The organism is Lentzea alba, assembly GCF_047445655.1.
Classification (GTDB): Bacteria; Actinomycetota; Actinomycetes; order Mycobacteriales; family Pseudonocardiaceae; genus Lentzea; species Lentzea alba_A.
This window is the reverse complement of the sequence record NZ_JAJAEG010000002.1, coordinates 383,863-408,667: the sequence shown is the minus strand read 5'-3', so window position 1 is coordinate 408,667 and position 24,805 is coordinate 383,863. Positions and strand designations below refer to the sequence as shown.

General features: G+C 68.8%; 26 protein-coding genes. 13 read left to right on the top strand and 13 right to left on the bottom strand.

Annotated features, from left to right (window positions below; all coding sequences use genetic code 11):
* The first annotated feature begins 2 nt into the window (after positions 1-2).
* Entirely contained in the window at positions 3-1,739 is a 1,737-nt protein-coding gene (gene mtrB / locus LFM09_RS04895; RefSeq protein WP_414095034.1) for an MtrAB system histidine kinase MtrB, read from the top strand.
* Positions 1,736-3,472, top strand: coding sequence for an LpqB family beta-propeller domain-containing protein (locus LFM09_RS04890; RefSeq protein WP_414095033.1), 1,737 nt, complete (start codon positions 1,736-1,738; stop codon positions 3,470-3,472). Before mtrB ends, LFM09_RS04890 begins: the two co-directional genes overlap by 4 nt.
* Positions 3,473-3,576: 104 nt before the next feature.
* Here the strand turns inward: LFM09_RS04890 and LFM09_RS04885 are convergent, their stop codons facing one another.
* Positions 3,577-4,194: a ComF family protein gene (locus tag LFM09_RS04885; RefSeq protein WP_414095032.1), complete on the bottom strand. Its 618-nt coding sequence runs from the start codon at positions 4,192-4,194 to the stop codon at positions 3,577-3,579.
* A gap of 964 nt (positions 4,195-5,158) precedes the next feature.
* On the opposite strand from LFM09_RS04885, the gene hpf reads away from it, so the two are divergent.
* Positions 5,159-5,830, top strand: coding sequence for a ribosome hibernation-promoting factor, HPF/YfiA family (gene hpf, locus LFM09_RS04880; protein ID WP_414095031.1), 672 nt, complete (start codon positions 5,159-5,161; stop codon positions 5,828-5,830).
* A 279-nt stretch (positions 5,831-6,109) separates the two neighbouring features.
* Positions 6,110-9,049: a preprotein translocase subunit SecA gene (secA, locus tag LFM09_RS04875; RefSeq protein ID WP_414095158.1), complete on the top strand. Its 2,940-nt coding sequence runs from the start codon at positions 6,110-6,112 to the stop codon at positions 9,047-9,049.
* Positions 9,050-9,696: 647 nt separating this feature from the next.
* Here secA and LFM09_RS04870 read toward each other — a convergent pair.
* Positions 9,697-10,056, bottom strand: coding sequence for an Rv3235 family protein (locus LFM09_RS04870; protein ID WP_414095030.1), 360 nt, complete (start codon positions 10,054-10,056; stop codon positions 9,697-9,699).
* Between the two features lie 117 nt (positions 10,057-10,173).
* Here LFM09_RS04870 and LFM09_RS04865 point away from each other — a divergent pair, with 117 nt between their 5' ends.
* Both LFM09_RS04865 and LFM09_RS04860 read left to right on the top strand, forming a co-directional pair.
* On the top strand, positions 10,174-10,584 hold the full coding sequence (locus LFM09_RS04865; protein ID WP_414095029.1) for an HAD-IA family hydrolase: 411 nt from the start codon (positions 10,174-10,176) through the stop codon (positions 10,582-10,584).
* An 84-nt stretch (positions 10,585-10,668) separates the two neighbouring features.
* Positions 10,669-10,968 carry a hypothetical protein gene (locus LFM09_RS04860; protein WP_414095028.1) on the top strand — a complete coding sequence of 100 codons (300 nt, stop codon included), beginning with the start codon at positions 10,669-10,671 and terminating at the stop codon, positions 10,966-10,968.
* 3 nt (positions 10,969-10,971) lie between these two features.
* On the opposite strand, the gene LFM09_RS04855 is transcribed toward LFM09_RS04860, so the two are convergent.
* The gene (locus tag LFM09_RS04855; RefSeq protein ID WP_414095027.1) at positions 10,972-11,724 is read right to left on the bottom strand and encodes a TrmH family RNA methyltransferase; all 753 of its coding nucleotides are present in this window, start codon (positions 11,722-11,724) and stop codon (positions 10,972-10,974) included.
* Positions 11,725-11,829: 105 nt separating this feature from the next.
* Here LFM09_RS04855 and LFM09_RS04850 point away from each other — a divergent pair, with 105 nt between their 5' ends.
* The 3 genes from LFM09_RS04850 to LFM09_RS04840 are packed head-to-tail and all read left to right on the top strand — an operon-like array spanning position 11,830 to position 14,388.
* Positions 11,830-12,495, top strand: coding sequence for a phosphotransferase (locus LFM09_RS04850; protein WP_414095026.1), 666 nt, complete (start codon positions 11,830-11,832; stop codon positions 12,493-12,495).
* Positions 12,496-12,505: 10 nt separating this feature from the next.
* A complete protein-coding gene (locus LFM09_RS04845) occupies positions 12,506-13,900 on the top strand; it encodes a WS/DGAT/MGAT family O-acyltransferase (protein WP_414095025.1) in 1,395 nt (464 codons plus the stop codon).
* Positions 13,897-14,388, top strand: a complete 492-nt coding sequence (locus tag LFM09_RS04840) for a DUF6912 family protein (RefSeq protein ID WP_414095024.1) — start codon at positions 13,897-13,899, stop codon at positions 14,386-14,388. The genes LFM09_RS04845 and LFM09_RS04840 overlap by 4 nt, the downstream gene beginning before the upstream one ends.
* Here the strand turns inward: LFM09_RS04840 and LFM09_RS04835 are convergent.
* The gene (locus LFM09_RS04835) at positions 14,385-15,233 is read right to left on the bottom strand and encodes a GNAT family N-acetyltransferase (RefSeq protein ID WP_414095023.1); all 849 of its coding nucleotides are present in this window, start codon (positions 15,231-15,233) and stop codon (positions 14,385-14,387) included. The genes LFM09_RS04840 and LFM09_RS04835 overlap by 4 nt on opposite strands.
* Positions 15,234-15,274: 41 nt before the next feature.
* Positions 15,275-15,661, bottom strand: a complete 387-nt coding sequence (locus LFM09_RS04830; protein WP_396419397.1) for a VOC family protein — start codon at positions 15,659-15,661, stop codon at positions 15,275-15,277.
* Between the two features lie 36 nt (positions 15,662-15,697).
* On the opposite strand from LFM09_RS04830, the gene pruA reads away from it, so the two are divergent.
* Complete coding sequence (gene pruA / locus LFM09_RS04825) at positions 15,698-17,326, top strand: L-glutamate gamma-semialdehyde dehydrogenase (RefSeq protein WP_414095022.1); 1,629 nt, start codon at positions 15,698-15,700, stop codon at positions 17,324-17,326.
* Here pruA and LFM09_RS04820 read toward each other — a convergent pair.
* Genes LFM09_RS04820 through aroA form a run of 7 tightly spaced genes read right to left on the bottom strand, consistent with a single transcriptional unit; the run spans position 17,323 to position 22,307 of the window.
* Positions 17,323-18,048: an NAD-dependent epimerase/dehydratase family protein gene (locus LFM09_RS04820; RefSeq protein ID WP_414095021.1), complete on the bottom strand. Its 726-nt coding sequence runs from the start codon at positions 18,046-18,048 to the stop codon at positions 17,323-17,325. The two genes, pruA and LFM09_RS04820, sit on opposite strands and share 4 nt — an antisense overlap.
* Before the next feature lie 22 nt (positions 18,049-18,070).
* Positions 18,071-18,550 (bottom strand): hypothetical protein, encoded by a 480-nt coding sequence (locus tag LFM09_RS04815; protein WP_414095020.1) that lies wholly within the window; start codon positions 18,548-18,550, stop codon positions 18,071-18,073.
* The gene (locus tag LFM09_RS04810) at positions 18,547-18,990 is read right to left on the bottom strand and encodes a hypothetical protein (protein ID WP_414095019.1); all 444 of its coding nucleotides are present in this window, start codon (positions 18,988-18,990) and stop codon (positions 18,547-18,549) included. The genes LFM09_RS04815 and LFM09_RS04810 overlap by 4 nt, the downstream gene beginning before the upstream one ends.
* Entirely contained in the window at positions 18,987-19,481 is a 495-nt protein-coding gene (locus LFM09_RS04805; protein ID WP_414095018.1) for a hypothetical protein, read from the bottom strand. The genes LFM09_RS04810 and LFM09_RS04805 overlap by 4 nt, the downstream gene beginning before the upstream one ends.
* Positions 19,478-20,011: a hypothetical protein gene (locus tag LFM09_RS04800; protein WP_414095017.1), complete on the bottom strand. Its 534-nt coding sequence runs from the start codon at positions 20,009-20,011 to the stop codon at positions 19,478-19,480. Before LFM09_RS04800 ends, LFM09_RS04805 begins: the two co-directional genes overlap by 4 nt.
* A 29-nt stretch (positions 20,012-20,040) precedes the next feature.
* Positions 20,041-21,039, bottom strand: coding sequence for a ribosome small subunit-dependent GTPase A (rsgA, locus tag LFM09_RS04795; protein WP_414095016.1), 999 nt, complete (start codon positions 21,037-21,039; stop codon positions 20,041-20,043).
* 2 nt (positions 21,040-21,041) lie between these two features.
* A complete protein-coding gene (gene aroA / locus LFM09_RS04790; RefSeq protein ID WP_414095015.1) occupies positions 21,042-22,307 on the bottom strand; it encodes a 3-phosphoshikimate 1-carboxyvinyltransferase in 1,266 nt (421 codons plus the stop codon).
* Positions 22,308-22,392: 85 nt separating this feature from the next.
* Between aroA and LFM09_RS04785 the strand changes: the two genes are divergently transcribed.
* Genes LFM09_RS04785 through LFM09_RS04775 form a run of 3 tightly spaced genes read left to right on the top strand, consistent with a single transcriptional unit; the run spans position 22,393 to position 24,315 of the window.
* Entirely contained in the window at positions 22,393-23,121 is a 729-nt protein-coding gene (locus LFM09_RS04785) for an SOS response-associated peptidase (protein WP_414095014.1), read from the top strand.
* On the top strand, positions 23,118-23,729 hold the full coding sequence (locus tag LFM09_RS04780) for an alpha/beta family hydrolase (protein WP_414095013.1): 612 nt from the start codon (positions 23,118-23,120) through the stop codon (positions 23,727-23,729). Before LFM09_RS04785 ends, LFM09_RS04780 begins: the two co-directional genes overlap by 4 nt.
* A gap of 43 nt (positions 23,730-23,772) precedes the next feature.
* Positions 23,773-24,315 carry a DinB family protein gene (locus LFM09_RS04775; protein ID WP_414095012.1) on the top strand — a complete coding sequence of 181 codons (543 nt, stop codon included), beginning with the start codon at positions 23,773-23,775 and terminating at the stop codon, positions 24,313-24,315.
* A 3-nt stretch (positions 24,316-24,318) separates the two neighbouring features.
* Here the strand turns inward: LFM09_RS04775 and ybaK are convergent, their stop codons facing one another.
* Positions 24,319-24,795, bottom strand: coding sequence for a Cys-tRNA(Pro) deacylase (ybaK, locus tag LFM09_RS04770; RefSeq protein WP_414095011.1), 477 nt, complete (start codon positions 24,793-24,795; stop codon positions 24,319-24,321).
* Between the last annotated feature and the right edge of the window lie 10 nt (positions 24,796-24,805).

Genomic DNA, 24,805 nt, shown 5'->3' with positions numbered 1-24,805 from the left:
GTATGAAGTTCGTTCGTCCGGTCGTCGCGAAGGCGCAGTTCCTCGTCGAGGAGGCGCGTAAGCGGTGGGCCGCGTTTGGTGACCTGTGGCGTCGTTCGCTGCAGTTGCGCGTCGTCGTGTCCACGCTCGCGCTGTCGTCCGCCGTGGTGTTCGTGCTGGGCATGGTGCTGCAGATGCAGATCACCAACCAGCTGCTCGACACCAAGGAGCAGGCGGCGGTGCGGCAGGCGAACGCGTCGCGCAACCTGATCCAGTCCGACCTGATCGGGCTGAACCCCGGCCCGGACAGCGTGCAGACGCGGTTCACCAGCGCGATCAACAAGCTCGCGACCGGTGGCGTCGGCACGGACGCGACGACGGCCGGTGCCGGTGCGTTCGAACCGGTGCTGGCCGACGGGCTCGGCGCCGGGCGCGTGCCGTTCGTCGGCCCGCTCGACGACGTGCCGCGCGGCCTGCGCGAGATGGTCGAGCTCGGCGACGAGGGCACCCAGATCCACACGGTGCAGCGCAACGGACAGCCGACGACCCTGTACGTCGTCGGCATGCCGATGAGCACGTCGGCGCGCTCGATGCAGCTGTACCTGATCTTCCCGCTGGCCGCCGAGCAGCGCACGGCCGAGGTCGTGCAGTCGACGCTGGTGATCGGCGGCATCGTGCTGCTGGTCCTGCTCGCGCTGATCGCGAACCTCGTCACGCGCCAGGTCGTGCGGCCGGTGCGGCAGGCGGCCGAGGTCGCGGAACGGTTCGCGGACGGCACTTTGCACGAACGAATGCACGTCGTCGGTGAGGACGACGTGGCGCGCCTGGCCGAGTCGTTCAACGAGATGGCCGAGTCGATCCAGGCCCAGTTCAAGCAGCTGGAGGAGTTCGGCCAGCTGCAACGCCGGTTCACCTCGGACGTCTCGCACGAGCTGCGCACGCCGTTGACGACCGTGCGCATGGCCGCGGACGTCCTGCACGCCTCGCGCGAGCAGTTCCCGGCGGGGCTCGCCCGTTCGACCGAGCTGCTGGTCGACGAGCTCGACCGGTTCGAGTCGCTGCTGGGCGACCTGCTGGAGATCTCCAGGCTGGACGCCGGTGTCGAGGAGCTGACCGCGGACCAGGTCGACATCCGCGTGCTGGCGCGCCGCGCGCACGACTCGGTGCGCGCGATCTCGACGACCGCGAACTCGCCGGTGGTGCTGGACCTGCCGGACACCGAGCTCACCGCGGAGCTCGATTCCCGCCGCGTGGAACGGATTCTGCGCAACCTGCTGGCGAACGCGATCGACCACGGCGAGGGCCAGCCGGTCGAGCTGACCATGCGCGGCAACGCCGACGCGGTCGCGATCACCGTGCGGGACCACGGTGTCGGCCTGCGCAAGGGCGAGGCCGAGCTGGTGTTCAGCCGGTTCTGGCGCGCCGACCCGTCCCGCAACCGCCGCACCGGTGGCACGGGCCTGGGTCTCTCGATCTCACTGGAGGACGCGCGGCTGCACGGCGGCTGGCTGGAGGCCTGGGGCGAACCGGGCCACGGCGCGGTGTTCCGGTTGACGCTGCCGCGCCGCCACGGCGAGGAGGTGCGGGAGAGCCCGCTGCCGCTGGCGCCCGCGCTCGAGCTCGAACCCGTTGCGGTGGTTGAGGAACCGGCCGTGGCGGAGGAACCCGAGGAGGTCGAGCTGACCCCCGAGGAGATCACCTGGCAGCCCGCGGAGCCGGTGGACGCCGTGGCTGATGAGGTTTCGGAGGAAGTGCGGTGAAGCGGCTGGCGTTGTTGGCGATGGTGCTCCTGACCTTGAGCGGGTGCGCGGCGATCCCGACGAACACCCAGCCCAAACCGATCGGGTCGAAGGACAGCAAGGCGTCGAACACGGTCAACGCACCGGAACCGTCGCGCGGCGCCGACCCGTTCCAGATCGTGCGCGACTTCATCGAGTCGACCTCGAACCCCGGCGGCAGCTTCGCGGCCGCCAAGGCCTACCTGACGCCGGAAGCCGCGAAGAACTGGGACACCCGCAACCCCACCATCATCGAGACGTCGTTCTCCACCGTGCCGACCTCGCAGGCGCCGCAGGAGAAGACGCAAACCGTGCTGCTGCAAGGCAAGAACGTCGGCCGCCTGGGCAACGACAACGCGTTCACGCCGCAGCTCGGCGACTTCCAGCAGCCGGTGAAGCTGGAGAAGAACAGCGACGGCCAGTGGCGCATCTCCGAGCCGCCGCCGGGCGTCTACATGCCGCAGAACCTCTTCAGCACCACGTACCGCCGCGTGACGTTGTACTTCTACAACCCCGAGTTCACCGTGCTGGTGCCGGACGCGCGCTACGTCGTCGTCCCGCCGGCCACCTCGATCCCGTTCCGCGTCACCGAACTGCTCACCAAGGGCCCCGGTGAGGCGCTGCGCGACACGTTGGTGAGCGCGCTCGGTCCGGACACGGAAGCGTTCTCGGAGACGAAGGAATCCGACGACGGGGCCTTGGAGGTCAACCTCACCAAGGTGGGCAAGGACCTGACGCCGGAGAAGAGCAAGCAGATCGTGGCGCAGGTGGTGAAGTCGTACTCCGGTGTGACCACCTCCCGGGTCAGGGTCTTGGTCGAGGGGCAGCAGATCCTGCCGGACCAGCGCGACTACCGGCCGTCCGACGTGTCGGCGATCGCGGGCGAGGCGTTGCTGGCGCTGAATTCGAACCTCCAGGGCTTGGTCACGATGGACGGGGCTGTGCGGTCGCTGGCCGACGGCAACCCGATCAAGGGCCCCGCCGGCGCAGGCGCGTACAACGCGGTGAGCGCGGCCCAGTCACTCGACGGCTCGCGCCTGGCCGTGGTGTCACGCGGCGGCGGCCAGATGCGCCTGCGCGTCGGTGAGCTGGAGGGCGACCTGTCCGAAGTGGACCTCCGGGCGACCACGCTGAGCAGACCGACGTGGCAGCTCTCCAGCGGCCCGAAGGAACCGGGCAGCGAGGTGTGGACCGTGGTCAACGGCTCCTCCGTGGCGCGCGTGACCCGTTCCGACAACGGCAGCTGGACGGACAAGGGCGTCAACATCACCGAGCTCGCGCCGTTCGGCTCGATCAGCGAACTCCGCCTGTCCCGCGACGGCACCCGCGCGGCACTGGTGATCGCGGGCAAGCTCTACGTCGCGTCCGTGGTGCGCAACAACCAGGACGTGGCCCTGCGCGCTCCACGCCCGGTGCAGCCGTCCGCGTTCGGCTCGTCGGTGCAGTCGATCGACTGGCTCTCCCAGGACGTGCTGGTCGTGTCGTCGTCCCTCCCTTCGTTGCCGGTCAGCAAGGTCTACACGGACGGGTCCAAGCTGGACCGCTACAGCCAGTCGAACCTGACCGTGCCGGTCGGTCCGGTGGCGGCGGCACCTGCGCGGCAGGTGCAGGTGATCGACTCGTCCGGTCTCTGGTCGGCGGCGGACATCACCGACGTGTGGAAGTCGAGCGCGATCCGGGTCTCGCCGGGCGCGTCGGTGTTCTACCCGGGCTGAATCAGTTCTTCGGGCGTGCAGAGGTCGGCACGAGCGCGGCATGGGTGCGCACGCCTGCCTTGCGTAAGGCGCGTACGGATGCGGCCCTAGTGCGCGTGCCGGTGTCAGGCGTGGCCGGTTGCTGGACGTGCCGAGGTCAGCACCAGCACCGCATGCGTGCGCACCCCCGCCTTGCGCAAGGCACGCACAGACGCAGCCGCCGTGGCGCCTGTGGTGATCACGTCGTCCAGGAGCACGGTCGTGCCCGGCGGCGGTCTGCCGTGGACCTCGACCCGCCCGGCGAGGTTCGCTCTTCGCCCGGTCGCGTTCAGCCCCACCGAATCGGCCACGCCAGCGCCGAACCCCAGCACCGGAGCCACCGCGGCGAGGTGCACCGCCTCGGCGATCCGCAGCATGTGGTCTCCACCGCGAGCCCGCGCGGCGGTCCTCCGCGACGGAGCCGGGATCAGCGTCCACGGACGCGGGCCCACCACGACGAGCGCCGCCGCGACCATCGCGCCGAACCACGCTGAGAGCGCTCGTGCGCCACGTTCCTTGAAGCCCAGCACGAGTTCCCTTGCGGCACCGTCGTAGGCGGCCAGCGTCCACACAGGCGGCCCGACACCGGGCACCTGGATGCGTTCGGGCGGCCCGAAACCGTCGAGGCACGAGACGCAGCAGGCGGCGCCGCGCGCACCGCAGCCCGAGCAGTAGGCCGGCAGGAGCAGGTCGAGTCCGTTCATGGCACCAGGATGACGACGGGGTCTGACAGAAAATCGTGGTCGCGCCGGGCGGGACTTTCGGCACCGCCCACAAGGGTGAAGTTCCGGTGACGTTGTCGATCTCCGGTGGGTCCTGGATGGACGAAATCCCCTGCTCGCGAAGGCTTCTGTGACGACCGGGCAAGATCACGTAACTCGTTTCGACCCGTTTGTCCCAACGTCTGTTGACGGGATGTTTCTGAACTGAGCGGTCCGCACGTTGGGCGTCCGCCAGGCCGCGAACCTGGTCGCAGCCGCACGCAAGGCCTGACCCGCGGTCTGTCCGGCGAGACCGCCGGCGGGGCGGGTACTGGTTAACGATTATTCACTTGTCGATCTGACCAGAGGAAATGCCGGGATGTCCGGTGAGGGTGGTGATCAACGCCGTTGTCCGCCATTGGGCGAAATCCCCCGTTCAGCCAGGCGTGACTGGCTCGTGATCGGGCATCGGAACGGATCAGTTCCCTCGGAAGAAGTGCGCCGCGGTCCCACTTGGTGGATCGGAATCGATCTCTTCCAGGTTTCGGGAACATGACGCGGCGGTCGCCCGTTGGCTGGGTATGAGGCCGCGACTGGACCCGTTCGACGCAGCGAGACTGCCGTCGAGTGCCGGTCTGGGGCTGCGCCGTACGGGTGAGCGAGATGCCGGTGAGCTCGGTTCGTGGCACGCTCGGGACACGACTGGCAACGCGGTGTCGTCGCGCTGCGTAGTCACCAAAAAATCTGCGTGTTCCCCCGTCAAGGGGGCTTACGCGACGGTGAATCCCAAGCTAACGTGCACCGCTATCAGCGTTCCCGGCCCGCGGGGAGGAGGCGAACAGCCCATGACCCTGGCGCCGTGAGAGCTGAGGGAGACGACCCTCTGCGACACATCCGCGATCCAAGATCGCCACGGCGCTTTAAAGCAGTCCAGCCATAGCTCGCAGCAAAGCGAGGGAGGTCGTGTATGGACATCGTCGTTAAGGGCCGCAACGTCGAGGTGCCCGATCACTACAGGGTGCACGTCGCCGAAAAGCTGGCCCGGCTTGAGCGCTACGACCGCAAGGTCATCCGCTTCGACGTGGAGCTTTTCCACGAGCCGAACCGCCGACAGTCGAAGAACTGCCAGCGGGTCGAAATCACCGGCAAGGGACGTGGACCTGTGGTCCGTTCCGAAGCCTGCGCGGGTGACTTCTACGCCGCGCTCGATTCTGCGGTCGCGAAGCTCGAGAACCGCCTGCGTCGGTCGCACGACCGCAGGCGAGTCCACCACGGGGCGCGGGCCCCGATCTCGGTGGCCGAAGCGACAAGCGGACTGGGGGACATCTCCTCCGCCGCCGGCGAAAGCATGACGTCGCGCCGCGCGAAGACCGCGGTGCTCGACGCACCCGAGGCCGACTACGAGGGCATGGCGGAAGTGCCCGCGCAGCGTTGGGACGACGGCCTCGAAGACAAGTTGCCCGGACGCGTCGTACGCGAAAAGGAGCACGCCGCCAAACCGATGACCGTCGACCAGGCCCTCTACGAGATGGAACTGGTCGGACACGACTTCTACCTGTTCGCCGACACCGACAGCGGGCGCCCGAGCGTCGTCTATCGCCGGAAGGGATTCGACTACGGCGTGATCAGGCTGGCCTGACACCGGTAACCACACCTTCGACCGCCGATCGGAGCCGGAGCGTTCACCGTCAAGGTGAAGTTGCGCCGACCAGGAACCTTTACGCGGGTCTCATGCGTTCAGAACACCAGTAGCTCAAGGTGGCGGCACACCTCGCGTAGGCACCTGACCTGCATATACCAGGTCGTGGGGCCCAATCCGCCTGTGTCTGTGCGCACATCTTGGCGACTTGCCTACGATGGGCAGGGGAAAGGCGTCCGACGTGGGCGCGCCGCGATACAGGTGATGAGGTCTATCCAGATGGTGCTGTCCCGACTGCTCCGCTCCGGCGAGGGCAAGATGCTCAAGCGCCTCCGCAACATCGCACAGCACATCAACCACCTGGAAGAAGAGGTGGTGGACCTCTCCGACGCCGAGTTGCGCGGCAAGACCGAGGAGTTCAGGAAGCGCCACGCCGAGGGGGAGTCGCTCGACGAGCTGCTGCCCGAGGCGTTCGCCGTGGCCCGCGAGGCCGCGAAGCGCACCCTGGGCCAGCGCCCCTACGACGTCCAGATGATGGGCGGCGCAGCGCTGCACCTCGGGCAGATCGCCGAGATGCGCACCGGTGAGGGCAAGACGCTGACCTCGGTCATGCCCGTCTACCTCAACGCGATCGCCGGCAAGGGCGTCCACGTCATCACCACGAACGACTACCTGGCCAAGCGCGACGCGGACTGGATGGGCCGCGTGCACCGCTTCCTGGGCATGTCCGTCGGCGCGATCCTGTCCGAGATGACGCCGGAGCAGCGTCGTGCGTCGTACAACTCGGACATCACCTACGGCACGAACAACGAGTTCGGCTTCGACTACCTGCGCGACAACATGGCGTGGAGCCTGGACGAGTGCGTGCAGCGCGGCCACTACTACGCGATCGTCGACGAGGTCGACTCGATCCTCATCGACGAGGCCCGCACCCCGTTGATCATCTCCGGCCCGGCCGAGCAGTCGGCCCGCTGGTACACGGAGTTCGCCCGCCTCGCCCCGCGCATGCGCGGCATCGACGTCACGCAGCTCTCCCAGAAGGACCGCATCGAGGTCATCGAGGAGAAGTCGAAGTCGTACCACTACCAGTACGACGAGAAGAAGCGCACGGTCGCCGTCACCGAGCTCGGTGTGGAGTTCATCGAGGACCAGCTCGGCATCGACAACCTGTACGAGGCGGCGAACACGCCGTTGGTGGGCTACCTGAACAACGCCCTCAAGGCGAAGGAGCTCTACAACCGCGACAAGGACTACATCCTCCGCAACGGCGAAGTGATGATCGTCGACGAGTTCACGGGTCGTGTGCTCTCCGGTCGTCGCTACAACGAGGGCATGCACCAGGCCATCGAGGCCAAGGAGGGCGTGGAGATCAAGGCGGAGAACCAGACTCTCGCCACGATCACCCTGCAGAACTACTTCCGCCTGTACGAGAAGCTCGGCGGCATGACCGGTACCGCCGAGACCGAGGCGGCCGAGTTCCACCAGACCTACAAGCTGGGCGTCGTCCCGATCCCGACGAACCGCCCGCCGCAGCGCACCGACCAGCCCGACCTCGTCTACAAGAGCGAGGAGGCGAAGTTCGACGCGGTCGCGGACGACATCGCCGAGAAGCACGAGAAGGGCCAGCCGGTCCTGATCGGCACCACGAGCGTCGAGCGCTCCGAGTACCTGTCGAAGCTGTTGCTGCGCCGCGGAATCCCGCACGAGGTCCTGAACGCGAAGCACCACGACCGCGAGGCGTTGATCATCGCGAAGGCGGGCCGCAAGGGCGCCGTCACGGTCGCGACGAACATGGCCGGCCGCGGTACCGACATCGTGCTGGGCGGCAACCCGGACATCATCGCCGACCACGAGCTGCGCGACCGCGGCCTCGACCCGGTGACCACGCCGGAGGAGTACGAGGCCGAGTGGGCCAAGGTCGTCGAGGAGCTCACGACCCAGGGCAAGGCAGAGGCCGACGAGGTCCGCGAGGCCGGCGGCCTTTACGTCCTCGGCACTGAGCGCCACGAGTCGCGCCGCATCGACAACCAGCTCCGCGGCCGCACCGGCCGTCAGGGCGACCCCGGCGAGTCGCGCTTCTACCTGTCGCTGCAGGACGAACTGATGCGCCGCTTCAACGCGTCCATGGTCGAGATGGTCATGACGCGCCTGAACGTGCCGGACGACGTGCCGATCGAGCACAAGATGGTCACCCGCGCCATCCGCAGCGCGCAGACCCAGGTCGAGCAGCAGAACTTCGAGATCCGCAAGAACGTCCTCAAGTACGACGAGGTCATGAACCGCCAGCGCACGGTGATCTACGCCGAGCGCCACCGCGTTCTCGCGGGCGAGGACCTGAAGGAACAGGTCCAGCACATGATCGAGAGCGTCGTCGAGGAGTACGTCAACGGCGCCACCGCCGACGGCTACGCCGAGGACTGGGACTTCGACAAGCTGTGGACGGCCCTGAAGACCCTCTACCCGGTCAAGCTGGACGCGAAGGAACTGCTCGAGTCCGATGAGGACATCACGCGCGAGTACCTGCGCGACCTCCTCGTCGCCGACGCACTCGAGGCCTACCAGGCCCGCGAGGACGAAATCGACAGCCGCGTGGGCGAAGGCGCGACCCGCGAACTGGAACGCCGCGTCCTGCTGTCCGTCCTGGACCGCAAGTGGCGCGAGCACCTGTACGAAATGGACTACTTGAAGGAGGGCATCGGCCTGCGCGCGATGGCGCAGCGCGACCCCCTCATCGAGTACCAGCGCGAGGGCTTCGAGATGTTCGGCGCCATGCTCGACGCGCTGAAGGAGGAAACCGTCGGCTTCCTCTTCAACCTCCAGGTAGAAGCCGCCGAGCCCGAACCGGCAGAGCCCGAGGTCCCGGTGACCCTGGGCGCGGCCCCGCAGGCCCTCCCGCAGGTCTCCGGCAACGGCGGAGGCGCCCGAGCCCGAGCCCGCGCAGCAGCAGCCGCCCAGCAACAGGCCCAGCAGCAGGCCCAGGCCCCGGCCGGCCCGGCAATGGCCCAGCTGGCCAGCGGCAACGCCATCCCGCCGGCCCTGCGCGGCAAGGGCCTCGGCGGCCCCGGCCAGCAGAACCTGAGCTACAGCGGCCCGGCCGAAGACGGCGGCGTCGAACAGCACGGCGAGCCCACGGGCGGCGGCCAGCAGGGCGGCGGCACCCGCAAGGAGCGCCGCGAGGCAGCCCGCCAGGAGGCGAAGAACCAGCGCAAGAAGCGCTGACACGCACGGTTGCACCACCACGTGGGCCGCGTTCCTCAGGGAGCGCGGCCCACGCGCATTCCGGACCAAGCAACGGCACCGCGCACCCGCCACAGCCGCGCGGGCAGGTCGGCTGGCGGGGGCGAACAGGGCTGGCCCGGAGCAAGCACCCGCCACCGCATCTCCGCAGTCGGCGCGTCGACACCCCGGCTGACGGCCAACGCCAAGGGCGAAGCGAGGCGAGCCCGAAACGGCCTGCTGCCGCGCTGGGCAACGGCGCAGCCGAGCCGCCCTTCCCCCACTGGCGAAGCGAAGCGAGCCTGTAAAGGCCTGGTGCCCGCATGGGTAGCGGTGATGGTGACGTGTCGTGTCAACGCGCCCACGCACGACGGCGATTGGGGCTTGACTTTGGGTTCGAGGCGCTGCCGTTTCGGATCGGCCGGGCGCTTTATCAGCCCGGCTTTTTAAGGCCGACCAGCGCCTCGTAAGGGCCCCGAAGTCAAGCCCCAATCGCAATCGTCGCGAAGCGGCGATGACGCAACCAAAGCCCGTCTAAGGACCTGAGCAACCACCCACGCAAGGTGACCGCCCGCACGCCAGGTGACCACCCCGCTGGAACGCGACCAACGCCCGCAAGCCGACTCGCACGTCCGGCCACTGGGGACCACTCACTCCAGCACCGAGAACGCCGTGAACCACCACCGCCCACCCCGGTGCTCAACCCGAGCAGCAACCGCAAGCACCCGCCGTTCCCTCCGCACAACCGCGGAAATCTCAGCCACCAACCGCGACGGATGACAAACCCGAGGTGGCCGCATCAGCCGAGTAGTGCGAGCCCGAACCGCAGCTCCCAGCCGGGCAGCCAGCCGAGGCACAGCGACCTCCCGCAACAACCGCCCAGACCGCCTCCCGTCCAACACCTCCAACACCACCGATACGAGCCGCCCGGCATCCAGCACAGGCGGCGGCGGATCAGGCGGAGGCACCCAAGGCGCCAGCGGAGGCCGCGGCCGAGGAATGACACCCATCCCGGCCGGAGGCTCATAAGCAGCAAGACGACGAACAACTGGGGGCATGCCGAACCAGGCGCGCCACCGCGAACATCAGGACGCGATCCACCCCAAAGAGTGGGTACCGTCCACAAGGTGCTCAAAGCCCTGGTGCTCGACTACGGCGGCGTACTGACCGATCCCGGCGAGGACAACGCCGAAGAACCCCCGCTCCTCACCGCCCTCAGAACAGTCAAACAACACGGCCTGAAAACCGCCCTGCTGTCCAACGCGGACGGCTGGTGGCAGCCACCGGCAACCTGGCAAGCGCTCTTCGACGCCACGATCATCTCCGGCGAGGTGGGCCTGGCGAAGCCGGACACCAAGATCTACCTGCTCACGGCCGCCAAACTGGGACTCCAGCCGAGCGAGTGCGTCTTCGTGGACGACCTGGCCATCAACGTGAGAGGCGCCGCAGAGGCGGGCATGGTAGGCGTCCACCATCGGTCGACACGGTCCACCCTCGAGGAGCTGGAAATCCTGCTAGCGATCGCACTCCGCGATTGACCATTCACCCCGCAGCGTAATTGCCGAGTATTCGACGACGCACTACGGTCAATTAGGCAAGCAGTCGAATACATAGGGGAGAAAATGCGAAGAATTGTCGCTTGTGTTGCAGTCGCCATTGCAGCCACGGCAATTGCATCACCCGCGCAGGCGCAGGAGCGCGGTTGTTTCGAGGAGTTCCTGCGGGACGGTCGCAGCGTCGAGGTCTACTGCGACGAGGGCAGGCCGGGGCGCTTCCGGGCCGTCGCCCACTGTTCGAACGGGCTGGCGTTCTGGGACCAGTACGGCACGATCGGCCGGGTCAGGGGCTCGTCGTCGGTCGCCGTGTGCACGTCACTGCTGGGCTACCCGAGGGTCGACGGGTACCACGTCTACTGGCTCTGAGCGTTATCGGTCCTGAGAGCGGCGCACGAGTTCGAAGCAGAGCACGGCCGCCGCTGACGCCACGTTCAGGGATTCCACGCCTGCCGCCATCGGAATCGACAGCCACGACGTGATGTGTGGTCGCACGTCGTCGGTGATTCCGGAGGTTTCGCTGCCCAGCACAAAAGCAGCGCGTCCGCCGAAAGAGGCGGAATACAGGGTGTCGGACGCGTGTGAATCCAGCGCGTAAAGCGGGAAGCCGGACGAGCGCAACAATGCCGAGGCCTCCGCCGCGGTGCCGCAGCGCAGCACGGGCGCGCGGAAAGCCACCCCGGCGGAGGCCTTCACCACGAGCGGGTCGATCGAGGCGACGCCACGGCGCGGCACCACGATGCCGTCGATGCCCGCGGCGGTCGCGGTGCGCAGGATCATGCCGACGTTCGCGGGCGTCGTGATGCCGTCCAGCACCAGCACGGACCGCAACCCGCCCTCCGAAAGGGCCAGCTCAAGGGGCTTCATCCGGGGCGCCACCACGTCGGCGAGCACGCCCTGGTCCTGCTTGCCGTTGCCGGCCAGCACCTTCACGCGCTGCGCGGTGGCGCGCTGCACGGCAACACCACGGGAACGCGCTGCGTCGAGGATCTCGCGCGCCGCCGGGCCGCGAGCCGTGTCGGCGAGCACCACCTTGTCCACGGACAGCGCCGGGTCGTCCAGCGCCTCCAGCACGGGCTTGCGGCCGTAGACGGTGACGAAGCGGTCCTTGGGTGAAATTTCCACAGCAAGAGGGTGTCAGAGGGCAGCACAGTCGGCTCAAACGGGTGAAGAGCTCCAGTAGAGCCGTTCGGCCCTTGTGCTTTGGATCATATGCATGATGATCGTCACATGACGGCAGGTATGCGCAGCGTCGCGCAACGTCAACATCTCGCGAGCGGTCAGGACTCGGATGTGTTCATCCGGTCCGACGGGCTGCTCGTCAAGCGCACGCGCACCGGCCGTGACCTGCGGCGCGAGGCCGAGATGATGTTGTACCTGAGCGGTCACGGCATCCCCGTCCCGCGCGTTCACGACGCGACCGAGGACGAGCTCGTCATGCAGTACGTGCCCGGCCCGCGGATGTCCGAGGAGATCGGCCGCAAGCCGTGGCTCGCCGGCCGTCTCGGCGAGGACCTCGCGGAGCTGCACCACCGCCTCGACCTCATCCAGGCGCCCGACTTCCTCAGCGGCGAGGGCAACCTCCTGCACCTCGACCTGCACCCCGGCAACGTCGTGCTCGGCCCGGAAGGTCCCGTCGTCCTCGACTGGGCGTGCGCTACCAAGGGCGACCGCCGGCTCGACGTCGCGCTCAGCTGGGTGTCCCTGGCCGTGGCCCGCCTCGCGCCGGTCAAGAAGCTCACGCGGTGGCGGTTCCTGAGGTCGTTCATGGCCAACGTGGACCCGAAGGCGATCGAGGCGATCCCGGAGGCTGCGCGCATCCGTCTGGAACGTCATGACCGCGATCCGCAAGAACGCGCGGCACTTCAGAAACTGATGGATCGCAAACGCCACTAGGCTGAGGCCCATGCCGGACCGTCTGTCAGCGCTGGACGCCTCGTTCTTGTACCTGGAGGACTCCACGACGCCGATGCACGTCGGCGGAGTGGCCGTGTTCCGACGGCCCAAGGCGGGTTTCGACTACGACAAGCTCGTCGACCTGATCGAGCAGCGCCTGAGCCTCGTGCCGCGCTACCGGCAGAAGGTCGTGCACGTCCCGGGACGCATCGCGCGCCCGGTCTGGGTCGACGACCCGGACTTCGACGTGACCTACCACGTGCGCCGCTCGGCCCTGCCCAAGCCGGGCAACGACACCCAGCTGCACGACCTGGTCGCGCGCCTGATGTCGCGGCCGCTGGACCACTCCCGCCCGTTGTGGGAGATCTACCTGGTCGAGGGCCTCGCGAAGAACCAGGCCGCGGTCATCACCAAGACCCACCAGGCCATGATCGACGGCATCGCGTCGCTGGAGATCGGCCAGGTCATGCTGGACGTGTCGCCGTCGCCGCGCACCAACGTCGAGAACCTCTGGATGCCGCAGCCGGAGCCGAGCGGGCTGCAGCTCGTGGCCGACGCCGTGACCGACATCGTGCAGCGCCCCGGCGAGCTCGCGGAGAACGTCCGCAGCGCCGCGATGGACACCGTCGCCACCGTCGGGAAGGTCATCAACGCCTTCGGTGCAGTGGCCGCCGCAATCCACACCGCCGCGACGCCCGCCCCTGGCAGCCCGTTGAACGTCCGCATCACATCGCCGCAGCGCCGTTTCGCCGTAGCGCGCGCTCAGCTCGACGACCTGCGCGCGATCCGCAAGACGCACGGCGGCACCGTGAACGACGTGGTGCTCGCGGCGTTGTCCGGTGCGCTGCGCAACTGGCTGCTCAGCCGGGGCGAGAACGTCACCGGCAGCACGACGATCCGCGCGATGGCGCCGCTGTCCGTCCGCGAGGCCGACCCGGACTCCGGCAACAACGTGTCCGCTTATCTGGTCGATCTGCCGGTCGGCGAACCGAACCCGGTCGTGCGCTTGCACCACGTCTCGCACGCGATGCGCGCACACAAGGAGTCCGGCCAGTCCGTCGCCGCCGACGCGCTGGTGAAGGTCTCCGGCTTCGCACCACCGACGTTGCACGCACTAGGCGCGCGGGCGGCCAGCTCGTTCAGCCGCCGGCTGTTCAACGTGATCGTCACGAACGTTCCAGGCCCGCAGGTGCCGCTGTACGCGGCGGGGGCGAGAATGACCGAGATCTTCCCGGTCGTCCCGCTCGCCAAGAACCAGGCGCTGGCCATCGGGGTGACGTCGTACGACGGCGGTGTTTACTTCGGACTGAACGGCGACCGCGACGCCATGTCCGATGTGGACGTTCTCGCGACCATGGTCGAGGAGTCGGTGGAGGAACTGATGGGGACGGCGAGCACGTCATGAGGGTCTACATCCCGGCCACGGTGTCGATGCTGCGCACGTTCGTCGACAGCGGCGAACTGGCCCCGATCGGTGGCACCGCGTTCGCCCTGACTCCCGCACTGCGCGAGTCCTACGCGGCGGGCGACACCGAAGAGCTCGAGTACGCCGCAATGCTGGACGCCGCGCGTGCTTCGTTGCGCCTGCTGGCCGGCGACGAAAAGGCCGAGCCACGCCGCGCAGTGCTCGCCGTGGACATGGACGACGTGACGCTGCGTCCGGACCTCGACTACTCGGTGGTGAAGGTCGCGGGCTCGGTCACGTTGAAGGACGTCGCCTCGGTGCACCTCGACACGTCCGAGGCCGAGGAGGACGTGCGCGCGGCCGCGGAGGTCGTCGACGCCGCGGACATGGGCGACCCGGACGCCGAGTTCACGCTGGGCAGCGCCGAGGACCACGAACTGGCCTGGTACGCACCGCAGGAGCTCGCGTTCGTCCTGGAGCTGCTCTAGTCCCGCCGCTGGTCGAAGACCTCGGGCATCGGCTGGAAACCGGCGGCCTTGTAGGTGGCGACGGCGCCTTCGTTGCTGCTCGGTGTGCAGACGAGTGCCGTGGACGAGCCGAGTTGCTGGAGCGTTTTCGCCGCGGCGATGGTGATGGCCTTGCCGAAGCCCCGGCCGCGGTGGTCGCGGTGCACGCCCATGGGTTCGAGCAGGCCGGGCTTGCCGGGGCCCGCTGACCACACGGTCACGGCTGCGACCGGCTGGCTCTCTGCGTAGGCGACGAGGCTGCGGGCGTCTTCGTACGGGCCGCTCGCCATGTTGTGCCAGCGCTCTTCGGTGAAGGTCGAGCGGTCGAACGACGCCCTGATCACTTCGGCGTACTCGTGTGCCTGGCCGGGGCCGATCACCTCGACTTCTGCTTCGGGGTCTTCGACCGGCTGGGAGAGGTCGCGGCGCAGTGGGGTCCACGGTTCGTCGGACTGCCAGCCGTCGCTGAACATCTGTTCCTGGAAGCGGGTGTGCTTCGGGGACTCGATGTAGACCTTGCCCGCAGGGAGCACGCCACGGCTCGGGTCTTTGACGTCCTCTGCCAGCTGTTGCGCGAGGTCCTCGTCGTGGTGGGCATCCGGGGCCATGGTGAAGCGGAGCAGGTCCGGCTGGTCGAGGAAGCCGACCGCGAGGATCCTGCCGTCGCGGCTCCAGGTGCGGACTGCAGCGGCTGTTGCCTCGGCGCCGAGTCGCCAGGCCCAGCCGATGTCGCCGGGATGCAGCTGCATGGGCGCGTCGTCGTGCTGCCACTCGCGGAGGGCCTGCACGGCTGCGGTCAGCTCGTTGACTTGCGGCGTTCGCAACACGGGCCGATCACACACCACGGGCTGGTCGGCCGCATCCGGATTTACATGCCCTCGGCGGGCTCCCACAGCTCGATCCGGTTCCCCTCCGGATCCACGCACCACCCGAACCGCCCGAACTCCGAGTCCTCGGTCTCCGGCAGCACCTCCACCCCGCGCGCCTTCAGCTTCGCCATCAACGACACCAGGTCGTCGACGCGCAGGTTCAGCATGGTGCGCTGGTGCGGCTCGCCGATGTATTCGGTGTCCTGGGCGAACAACGCCATCGTCGTCGTGCCGGGGTGGTCGGTCGTGGCCGTGTCGAGCCAGTGGAAGGTGACGGTGCCCTTTTCGCTCATCGGCACGCCGAGGTTGTCGCGGTACCAGGCGGCCAGGCGCACGGGATCTCGGGAACGCAGGAAAACCCCGCCGATGCCAGTCACCCGCGCCACCCGACGGACCCTACTACCGCGTGCCACGATGGGGGAATGGACGCCGTAACGTCTGCACCCGAACCGGTCAACGAGCCGGTGCACACCTACGCGCCAGGCAGCGCCGAACGCGCCAGTCTTGAACAACGCATCACAGAACTAAAAGGCACCACGCACGAGCTGACGATGACCATCGGCGGTCAGCAGCGCATGGGCGGTGGCGAGCCCATCAACGTGGTGCAGCCGCACAACCACCGGCACGTCCTCGGCGTGACCCACCAGGCGACGAACGCAGACGTCGCGGAAGCCATGCGTGCAGCTCAGCACGCCGCGCCCGGCTGGCAGGAGCTGCCGTTCGACGAACGCGCCGCGGTGCTTCTCAGGGCCGCCGACCTGCTGGCCGGCCCACACCGCGACACCCTCAACGCCGCCACGATCCTCGGGCAGTCGAAGTCCGTGCAGCAGGCCGAGATCGACGCCGCGTGCGAGCTGATCGACTTCCTGCGGTTCAACGTCCACTTCGGCCGCCGGATCCTCGAGGAGCAGCCGATCTCCAGCCCTGGCGTGTGGAACCGGATGGACCACCGGCCGCTCGACGGGTTCGTCGTGGCGATCACGCCGTTCAACTTCACCGCCATCGCGGGGAATCTGCCGCTTGCGCCCGCGTTGATGGGCAACACCGTGGTCTGGAAACCGAGTCCCACGCAGCAGCTCGCGGCGCACTTCACCATGCGGCTGCTGGAGGAGGCGGGTCTGCCGCCGGGCGTGATCAACCTCGTCACGGGTGACGGTCAGGCGATCGGTGCGGTGGCGTTGAAGGACAGGTTCTTCGCCGGCCTGCACTTCACCGGCTCCACGCGCACGTTCAAAGCGCTCTGGCAGACCATGGCGGCGAACCTCGACCACTACCGCGCCTACCCGCGCATCGTCGGTGAGACCGGCGGCAAGGACTTCGTGCTGGCACATCCGTCCGCCGATCCCAAGGCGCTCGTCACCGGGCTCGTCAGAGGCGCTTTCGAGTACCAGGGCCAGAAGTGCAGTGCGGCCTCACGGGCGTACGTCGCGCGTTCGTTGTGGGAGAGCGAGGTTCGCGAACGTCTGCTCGACGTCACGAAGTCCTTGTCCTACGGCGATGTCACGGACCTGTCGGCGTTCGGTGGCGCGGTGATCGACCGGCGTGCGTTCGCCAAGCACAAGGACGCGTTGCTGATGGCGTCGGCGTCCACGTCGGTCGAGGTGCTGGCCGGCGGCACGTGCGACGACTCCGTGGGCTACTTCGTCGACCCGACCGTGCTGCTCGGCACCGACCCGCACCACGACATCTTCACGACCGAGTACTTCGGCCCGATCCTCGCCGTGCACGTCTACGAGGACGCGGAGTTCCCGAAGATCATGGAGACCATCGAGAGCTCCACCCCGTACGCGCTGACCGGCGCCGTCTTCGCGCGCGATCGTGTCGCCGTCGAGCAAGCGCACAAAGCACTGCGGTTCGCCGCCGGCAATTTCTACATCAACGACAAACCGACCGGCGCGGTCGTGGGGCAGCAGCCGTTCGGCGGCTCACGCGGCTCGGGCACCAACGACAAGGCGGGCTCGATCTACAACCTGCAGCGCTGGACCAGCCCGCGCGCCATCAAGGAAACCCTGGTGCCGCCGACGAACCACACCTACCCGCACATGGGCTAGCGAGGCTTCCAGCCGGTGGCCTCGGTGAGCTTCGTGCTCACGACCCGCTGCGACCGTCCGAACACCTCGAACGCCGCGGCGAACCGTCCCATGAACTTGGGCATCCGGGTGATGCCCATGTCCCGCTTCAACACCGGCGACCCGACGTTGTAGATCCCCGGCGGCGCGTCGAGCACCGCGACAGCCGCGGCCGCCGCGTCACCGGGGTGCACGACGGACATCCAGCCGTCGCCCACGAGCACCGGTGGCGTCTGGGCCTCGCCGCCGGTCAGCAGGCCGATGCGCAGGAACACACCGCCGGGGTGCCGCAGCACGTTCCGCTGCGCCTGCACCGAGCTCGCGACGTGGCCGACGGGCTTCAGCGGCGCGTCCTCGTCGAGCTCCCGGTCGCCGCCGTCCGCGTACACGAACGAGATGCCCTCCTGCACGATCCGCCCGACGCCCGCCCGCAACGCGGCCTCGACCAGCGCCGCGCTGCCGTCCGTGCGGATGCGGTCGTTCTCCGCCCACGTGCTGGCCATGACGGCCTTCATGCTGAGCGGGATGCGGGTGGCGAGGTTGACGACGGCGTCGTAGCCCGTCAGCGCCGCGGTGAGCTGGTCGACGTCGAACATCGAGGTCGCGTGCCGGTCCAGCACCCCGACCTCGTGTCCGGCGGCCCGCAGCAGCGGCACCGCTTCCCGTCCGAGCACACCCGACGCACCGATCACGAATACCTTCATGACAGGTGGACGAGGTAGCGCGTCAGTCCGTGACAGGCACCCGTTCCAGCAGCGTGCGCGCTACAGCGCCCGTGACCTCACCGAGCGCTTGACGGGAGTCGGGCGTCCGGCGCACCACGAACCCGATCGTCTCCTTCTCGCCGACCGAGGCAAGGCCTTCGCACCGCACGGTGTCGTCGCACTGGTAGCTGACCGAGCGGTACTGGGTCGTCTCCATGCCGGCGCAGTCGCCGGTCTCCGGGCAGAACTGGATCTTGGCCTCGTGCTGGGTCTTCGCCAGCAGCGTGACCTGCACGGACACCTTGCCCTCGTCCGCGCCGTACTCGAAGTGGCACGACCGTTCCTGTCCCTGCGTGGCTTTGACGAGCCGCTGGTTCTCCACGTCGGAGTCCTTCAGCAGCGTGCACACGTCGACGGTCGCGAACGTCTTGGGCCCCTCGGCCACGTGCACGTTCGGCGAGCACGCGGTCAGCACCAGGAGGAGCGGCAACCAGCGCTTCACCTCGGCAACCGCTCCAACGCCTTGGCGGCGAGACCCTGCGTGACCTGCCCGACGACGTTCGGGTCGTGGCTGCGCTGGACCACCTTCAGCCCCAGCACCTGCCCGTCCCGCACCTCGACGACGGCGTCGCACGTCACCTCGCCCGAGGCATCGGTGCAGCGGCGCGTCATCGCACGGTCGTTGATCACCGCGCCGTAGCCGCCGTCGTCCTGCAGCGGCTTCGCGGCGTCGTTGTAGCTCGACGTCACGAGCGTCAGCCGGACCGTCAGCGAGTCGAACGTGTAGTCGCACGCCCGATCAGCCTTGGCCGTGCTCTTCAGGCTGCCCGCGTCACCGGACGCGAGCAGCACGCACGCGTCGAGGTCCGCGAACTTCGGGGCAGGGGGCGGCGCGGCGGTGCACGCCGTCAGGACGCCGAGCAGCAGGATCAGCCTCTTCACGGCCTCAACCTTTGCAGCACCTTGACCGACCGCTCACGGGCGGCCATCCCAACGCTGTAGCTCGGCGGCGTGATCAGCGACCTCAGCACCATCACGGAGTCCGGCTCCAGCTCGGTCACGACGATCCCCACCATGAACGCCTGTCCCGTGCTGGCGACCTCCCGCTCGACACCCCACCAGGCCTTGCGGCCCTCGACGGTCAGTTCGGAGCCCTCGGTCAGTCGGTCCTTCGCCTGCTCCAGCGACTCGTCCTCGACGCTCAGCCACACGGCCTCGTCCTCGGTGGCCCAGGTGCACTCCAGCTCGCCCGTCAACCGCTTCGGAGGGCCCAGCAACGGCTTCTTGAAGTCCGACTCGCCGAGCAGCGTGCAGGGGTCGACGGTGTTGAGGTCGGGCAGCGCGGGCTTGGCCGGGTCGGGCTTCGGCGCCCCGGTGACCTGGACGGTGCACGCGCTCAGCGCCAGCAGAGCGGCCAGGACAAGGCGCCTCATGACGGCATCCGGGCGAGCAGTTCGGTGATCAGCCCCTGGGTGTTGAGCAGCAGGTGCGACTCGCTCGCGTCTTTGCGCGACAACGACACCATGAGCGTCCGTTCGTACGCGACAGCCGCCCAGGCCACGCAGCTGATGTCGCGCTCTTCCCCGCCGCAGTAGAACCACACGTGGTGACCCTCGATCAGACCCTGCCACCCGTCGGGGTTGTTCGCCTTCTCCGCCTCGTACGGGCTGGGCAGCACACCGGCGAGAACGACGAGGTAGTTGCCCGGCTCACTGGTGCTGACCCAGACCGCGCAGGTGCCGGGGATCTCCTTGTGGAGCTCGGGCGGAGCGGCGAACGGGCCGTACTTGTTGCGCTTGAAGTCGTCCTCGGTGACGAGCTTGCACGGGTCGAGATTCGCGACGTTGCGCGGCTTGTCCATGCGCGGCGACGTCGTCGCCACCGGGCTCGGTGTGCCGGGGGTCCCAGCCGTGCACGCCGCGAGCGCGCAGCAGAGCACAGCAGCCCCCAGAAGTCTGCTCATGCGGTGAAGTGTGACTTATCAGCGCAAGTTCAATCCGTGTAGTCGTCCATCCCGGCACGCGAGGCGAGCAGCCGGCGCAGCGAGATCAGCCGGCCAGGCGCGTCCGGCACCAGCTCGTCCAGCATGCAGCCGGGATCCTCCGGGGCACCCAGATGGCCGCATCCGGGCGGGCATTCCTCGGCGGCCTCGGCGAAGTCCGGGAACGCCTTCACGATGTCGTCCGGCGTGATGTGCGCGAGGCCGAACGAGCGGATGCCCGGCGTGTCCACGACCCAGCCGCCGTCGGGCAGGCGCAGCGCCACCGCCTGGGTCGAGGTGTGCCGGCCCTTGCCCACGCCGGACACCACGCCCACCGCGCGGTTCGCGTCCGGCACCAGGCGGTTGACCAAAGTGGACTTGCCGACGCCCGAGTGGCCGATCAGGCACGAGACCGTGTCCGACAGGCGTGCGCGCAGCTCAGCGGGCTCCTCGTCGAACCGCGTCACGATCACCGGCACGTCGAGCTCGGTGTACAGGGCCAGCAGCGAGTCCGCGGACGCCAGGTCCGACTTCGTCAGGCACAGCACCGGTTCCAGGCCGCCGGCGTACGCGGCGACCAGACAGCGGTCGATGAAACCCGTGCGCGGCGGGGGATCCGCCAGCGCGACCACCATGATGAGCTGGGAGGCGTTCGCGACGACGACGCGTTCGAACGGGTCGGTGTCGTCCGCGGTCCGGCGCAGCACCGAGGTCCGCTCCTCGACGCGCACGATGCGGGCCAGCGTGTCCGGCTGGCCCGACGTGTCACCGACGATGCCGACCTGGTCGCCCACGACCACGGGCGTGCGGCCCAGTTCGCGCGCACGCATCGCCGTCACCACTACGTCGTTGTCCAACGCGCACGTCCAACGGCCGCGGTCCACGCCGATCACCATCGCGCTCTCGGCGTCGGCGTGTTCGGGCCGTCTCTTGCTGCGTGGCCGCGTCCCCTTGCCGGGGCGCACCCGCACGTCGGACTCGTCAAGCTTGCGCCAGTCCCGCTTGCTCACTTCTACGCGCCCCCGGTGAGCATGGCGTTCCACATTCCTGGGAAGTCGGGGATCGTCTTCGTCGTCGAACCGATGTCGTCCACCTCGACGCCCGGCACCACGAGGCCGATGATCGCGCCGGCGGTCGCCATCCGGTGGTCCGCGTAGGCCTTCCACACGCCACCGTGCAGCGGCGCCGGGTTGATGATCAGCCCGTCCTCGGTCTCGGAAGCGTTGCCGCCCAACCCGTTGATCTCGTTGACCAGAGCCGCGATCCGGTCCGTCTCGTGGCCGCGGATGTGCGCGACCCCGCGGATGATCGTCTGCCCCTCCGCCAGCGCCGCCAAAGCCGCGACCGTCGGCGTCAGCTCGCTCTCGTCGCGCAGGTCGATGTCCAACCCGGACAGTCGAGCAGGCCCGCGCACGGTCAGGCCGCGCTCCGACACCTCGACCTCGCAGCCCATGCGCTGAAGAATGTCGCGCACCGAGTCACCGGGCTGAGTGGTCTCAGCGGGCCAGTGCGGAATCGTCACCTCGCCGCCGGTCACCGCGGCCGCCGCCAGGAACACCGTCGCGTTCGACAGGTCCGGCTCCACGTGCCACGTGCGGGCGGCGATCGAGCCCGGCTCGACGTGCCAGAGGTTCGCCTCGGTCTCCACGTGAACCCCGACCGAACGCAGCGTCTGCACCGTCATGTCGATGTGCGGCAACGAGGGCACGGGCTTGCCGTCGTGCCGCACCGTCACGCCCTTGTCGTACCGCGCGGCGGACAGCAGCAGCCCGGAGACGAACTGCGACGAGCCCGACGCGTCGATCGTCACCTCACCACCGGCCAGCGATCCCGTGCCGCGCAACGTGAACGGCAACGCGTCGCCCTCGACGTCCGCGCCCAGCGACCGCAACGCACCCAGCACGGTGCTCATCGGCCGCGTGCGCGCGTGCGGGTCGCCGTCGAACCGGATCTCGCCCTCGGCCAGTGCGGCGGCCGGCGGCAGGAACCGCATGACCGTCCCCGCGAGCCCGCAGTCGACATCGGCCGGACCACGCAGCACACCGGGCGTCACGTCCCAGCCGCCGTCCTCGCGATCGGCGAACCCGACGCCCAGCGACGACAGCGCCGCGGCCATCAACACGGTGTCGCGACTGCGCAACGGCGCGTGCACCGCGGAGGGCCCGTCGGCCAGTGCCGCGAGCACCAGAACGCGGTTCGTGATCGACTTCGAGCCGGGCACCGGCACGGTCGAGTGGACTGGACCGGGTGCGCTGGGGGCTGACCAGTGCTGAGTCATGCAGCAATGATCCCGCACCCCACTTGGGGCGGCTCGCACAGGTGTTCCCGACGTGCGACGATGACGACTTCGGAGGTGATCGGTTTTGTGCGGTAGGTACGCCTCCACCAAGGACCCGGCGCTGCTGGCGGCCGAGTTCGACGCGGTGGACGGAACCGGCGACGAGGCGCCAGGGGCGGACTACAACATCGCGCCCACCAAGCACGTCATGGCTGTGGTGGAGCGCAAACCCGAGGACGAGGAGCTGGAACGCAGCCTGCGCGTCATGCGCTGGGGCCTCGTTCCGCACTGGGCCAAGGACCTCTCCGGCGCGGCGAAGATGATCAACGCCCGCTCCGAGAGCGTGCTGGAGAAGCCCGCGTACAAGCAGTCCGCGATGAAGCGCCGCTGCATCATCCCCGCCGCCGGTTGGTACGAATGGCAGCCGGGCGAGGGGCGCAAACAGCCGTACTTCATCACGCTCGGGGACGACGCCTCGCTCGCGATGGCCGGCATCTGGTCCGTGTGGTGGAAGGACGACGTTCCGACGGTCACGTGCGCGGTGCTCACCACGGACGCCATCGGCGCGATGACCGAGGTGCACCACCGCATGCCGTTGCTGCTGCCTCAGGACCGCTGGTCGTCGTGGCTCGACCCGACCTCCCTGGACCCGAGCGCGCTCCTGGCGCCGGATCCCTCGATCGTCGACGCACTTGAGCTGCGTCCGGTGTCGATGGCGGTGAACAGCGTGAAGAACAACAACCCGTCGCTGATGGAACGCGTCTCGTTGGAAGAGGACGAGAAGCCCGCACCCACGTTGTTCGAGCTGTCGTGACGACGCTGTTGGTGGACACGCCGCACGGCCCCGCGCGGGCCTCACTGCACTGTGCCCACGAACCGCGTGCAGCACTACTTCTGGGGCACGGCGCCGGTGGCGGCGTCGAGGCCCCGGACCTGGTCGCCGCGTGCCACGCCGCCAACAAGGTCGGCGTGCACGTGGCGTTGATCGAACAGCCGTACCGCGTCGCCGGCCGCCGCGCCCCCGCCCCGGCCAAGCAGCTCGACACGGCGTGGCTCTCGGTCGTCGAGGACCTGGGCGAACGCTGGTTCGACGGCCTGCCGCTGGTGTTCGGCGGCCGGTCGTCCGGCGCCCGCGTGGCCTGTCGTACGAGCGTCGAGGGCCAGGCCGTCGCGGTGCTGTGCCTGGCGTTCCCGGTGCACCCGCCGGGCAAGCCGGAGAAGTCCCGGATGGCCGAGCTGGACGGCGTCGAGGTCGCGACCCTGGTCGTGCAGGGCGAGAACGACCCGTTCGGTCAGCCCGCGCGTGCCCACCACCGCGAGGTCGTCCTGCTGAAGGGCGACCACTCGCTGAAGGCCTCCGTCGCTGACGTGGGCCGGTCGGTGGGCGAGTGGCTGGACCGCGTGCTGCGGCCGCTCGACTAATTCGCCTGCTTGATCGGCGGTCGCGGCGTTATCGTCCGCGCCCATGACAGTCTTCGATGAGCAGGGCAGGCCCGAACCACCCATGGACGGCGACGAACTCGCCACCCTGAACGGCTTCCTGGAGTTCCAGCGCGCCACCCTCGCGTGGAAGACGCAGGGCCTGAACGCCGAGCAACTCGCCAGGACCACCGCCAAGTCCACGATGACCCTCGGCGGCATCCTCAGGCACATCGCCTACGTCGAGCAGCAGTGGTTCCACGTCGTCCTGCACGACCGCGAGCCGCTGGAACCGTGGGCGAGTGTCGACTGGAAGGCCGACTACGACTGGGACTGGCACACGGCGGCCGACCACACCGTCGAGGACCTGCTCGCCCTCTGGCAGAACGAGGTCGAGAACGCCCGCAAGGCCGTCGCGGAAGCCCTGGAGACCGGCGACCTCGGTCAGCCGGCGAAGCGAGCACCGTGGCGGGACGGCCGCGTGCCGAACCTGCGCTGGATCCTCACGCACATGATCGAGGAGTACTCGCGCCACAACGGTCACGCCGACCTGCTGCGCGAGTCGATCGACGGCCAGACCGGCGAATGACCCTCAGGCGCTGATCGGCGCGACCACCGCGTTCGTCAGCTTCACCAGGTCGGCCGGCGCGATCTCCACCTCGAGCCCGCGCCGCCCGGCGCTGCAGAACATCGTGTCGAACTCCAGCGCCGAGGCATCCACCACGACCGGCAGCCGCTTCTTCTGTCCCAGCGGCGAGATCCCGCCCGCGACGTACCCGGTGGCGCGCTCGGCGTCGGCAATGACGGCCATCTTCGCCTTCTTGCCCTTGAGAGCAGCCGCCAGTCCTTTGAGGTCGAGCTGCCCCGTCACCGGCACGACGCCGACCGCGAGCTTGCCGTCCACTTCGGCCACCAGGGTCTTGAACACCCGTCCGGGGACCAGTCCGAGCGCCTCCGCCGCCTCCAGCCCGTAGGACTCGTGGCGGGGGTCGTGCTCGTACGAGTGCAAGGTGTGCGCCACCCGCTGCTTGTCCAGCAGCGCTGTGGCGGGCGTCCCACGTCCGGCCATGCGGAATTAC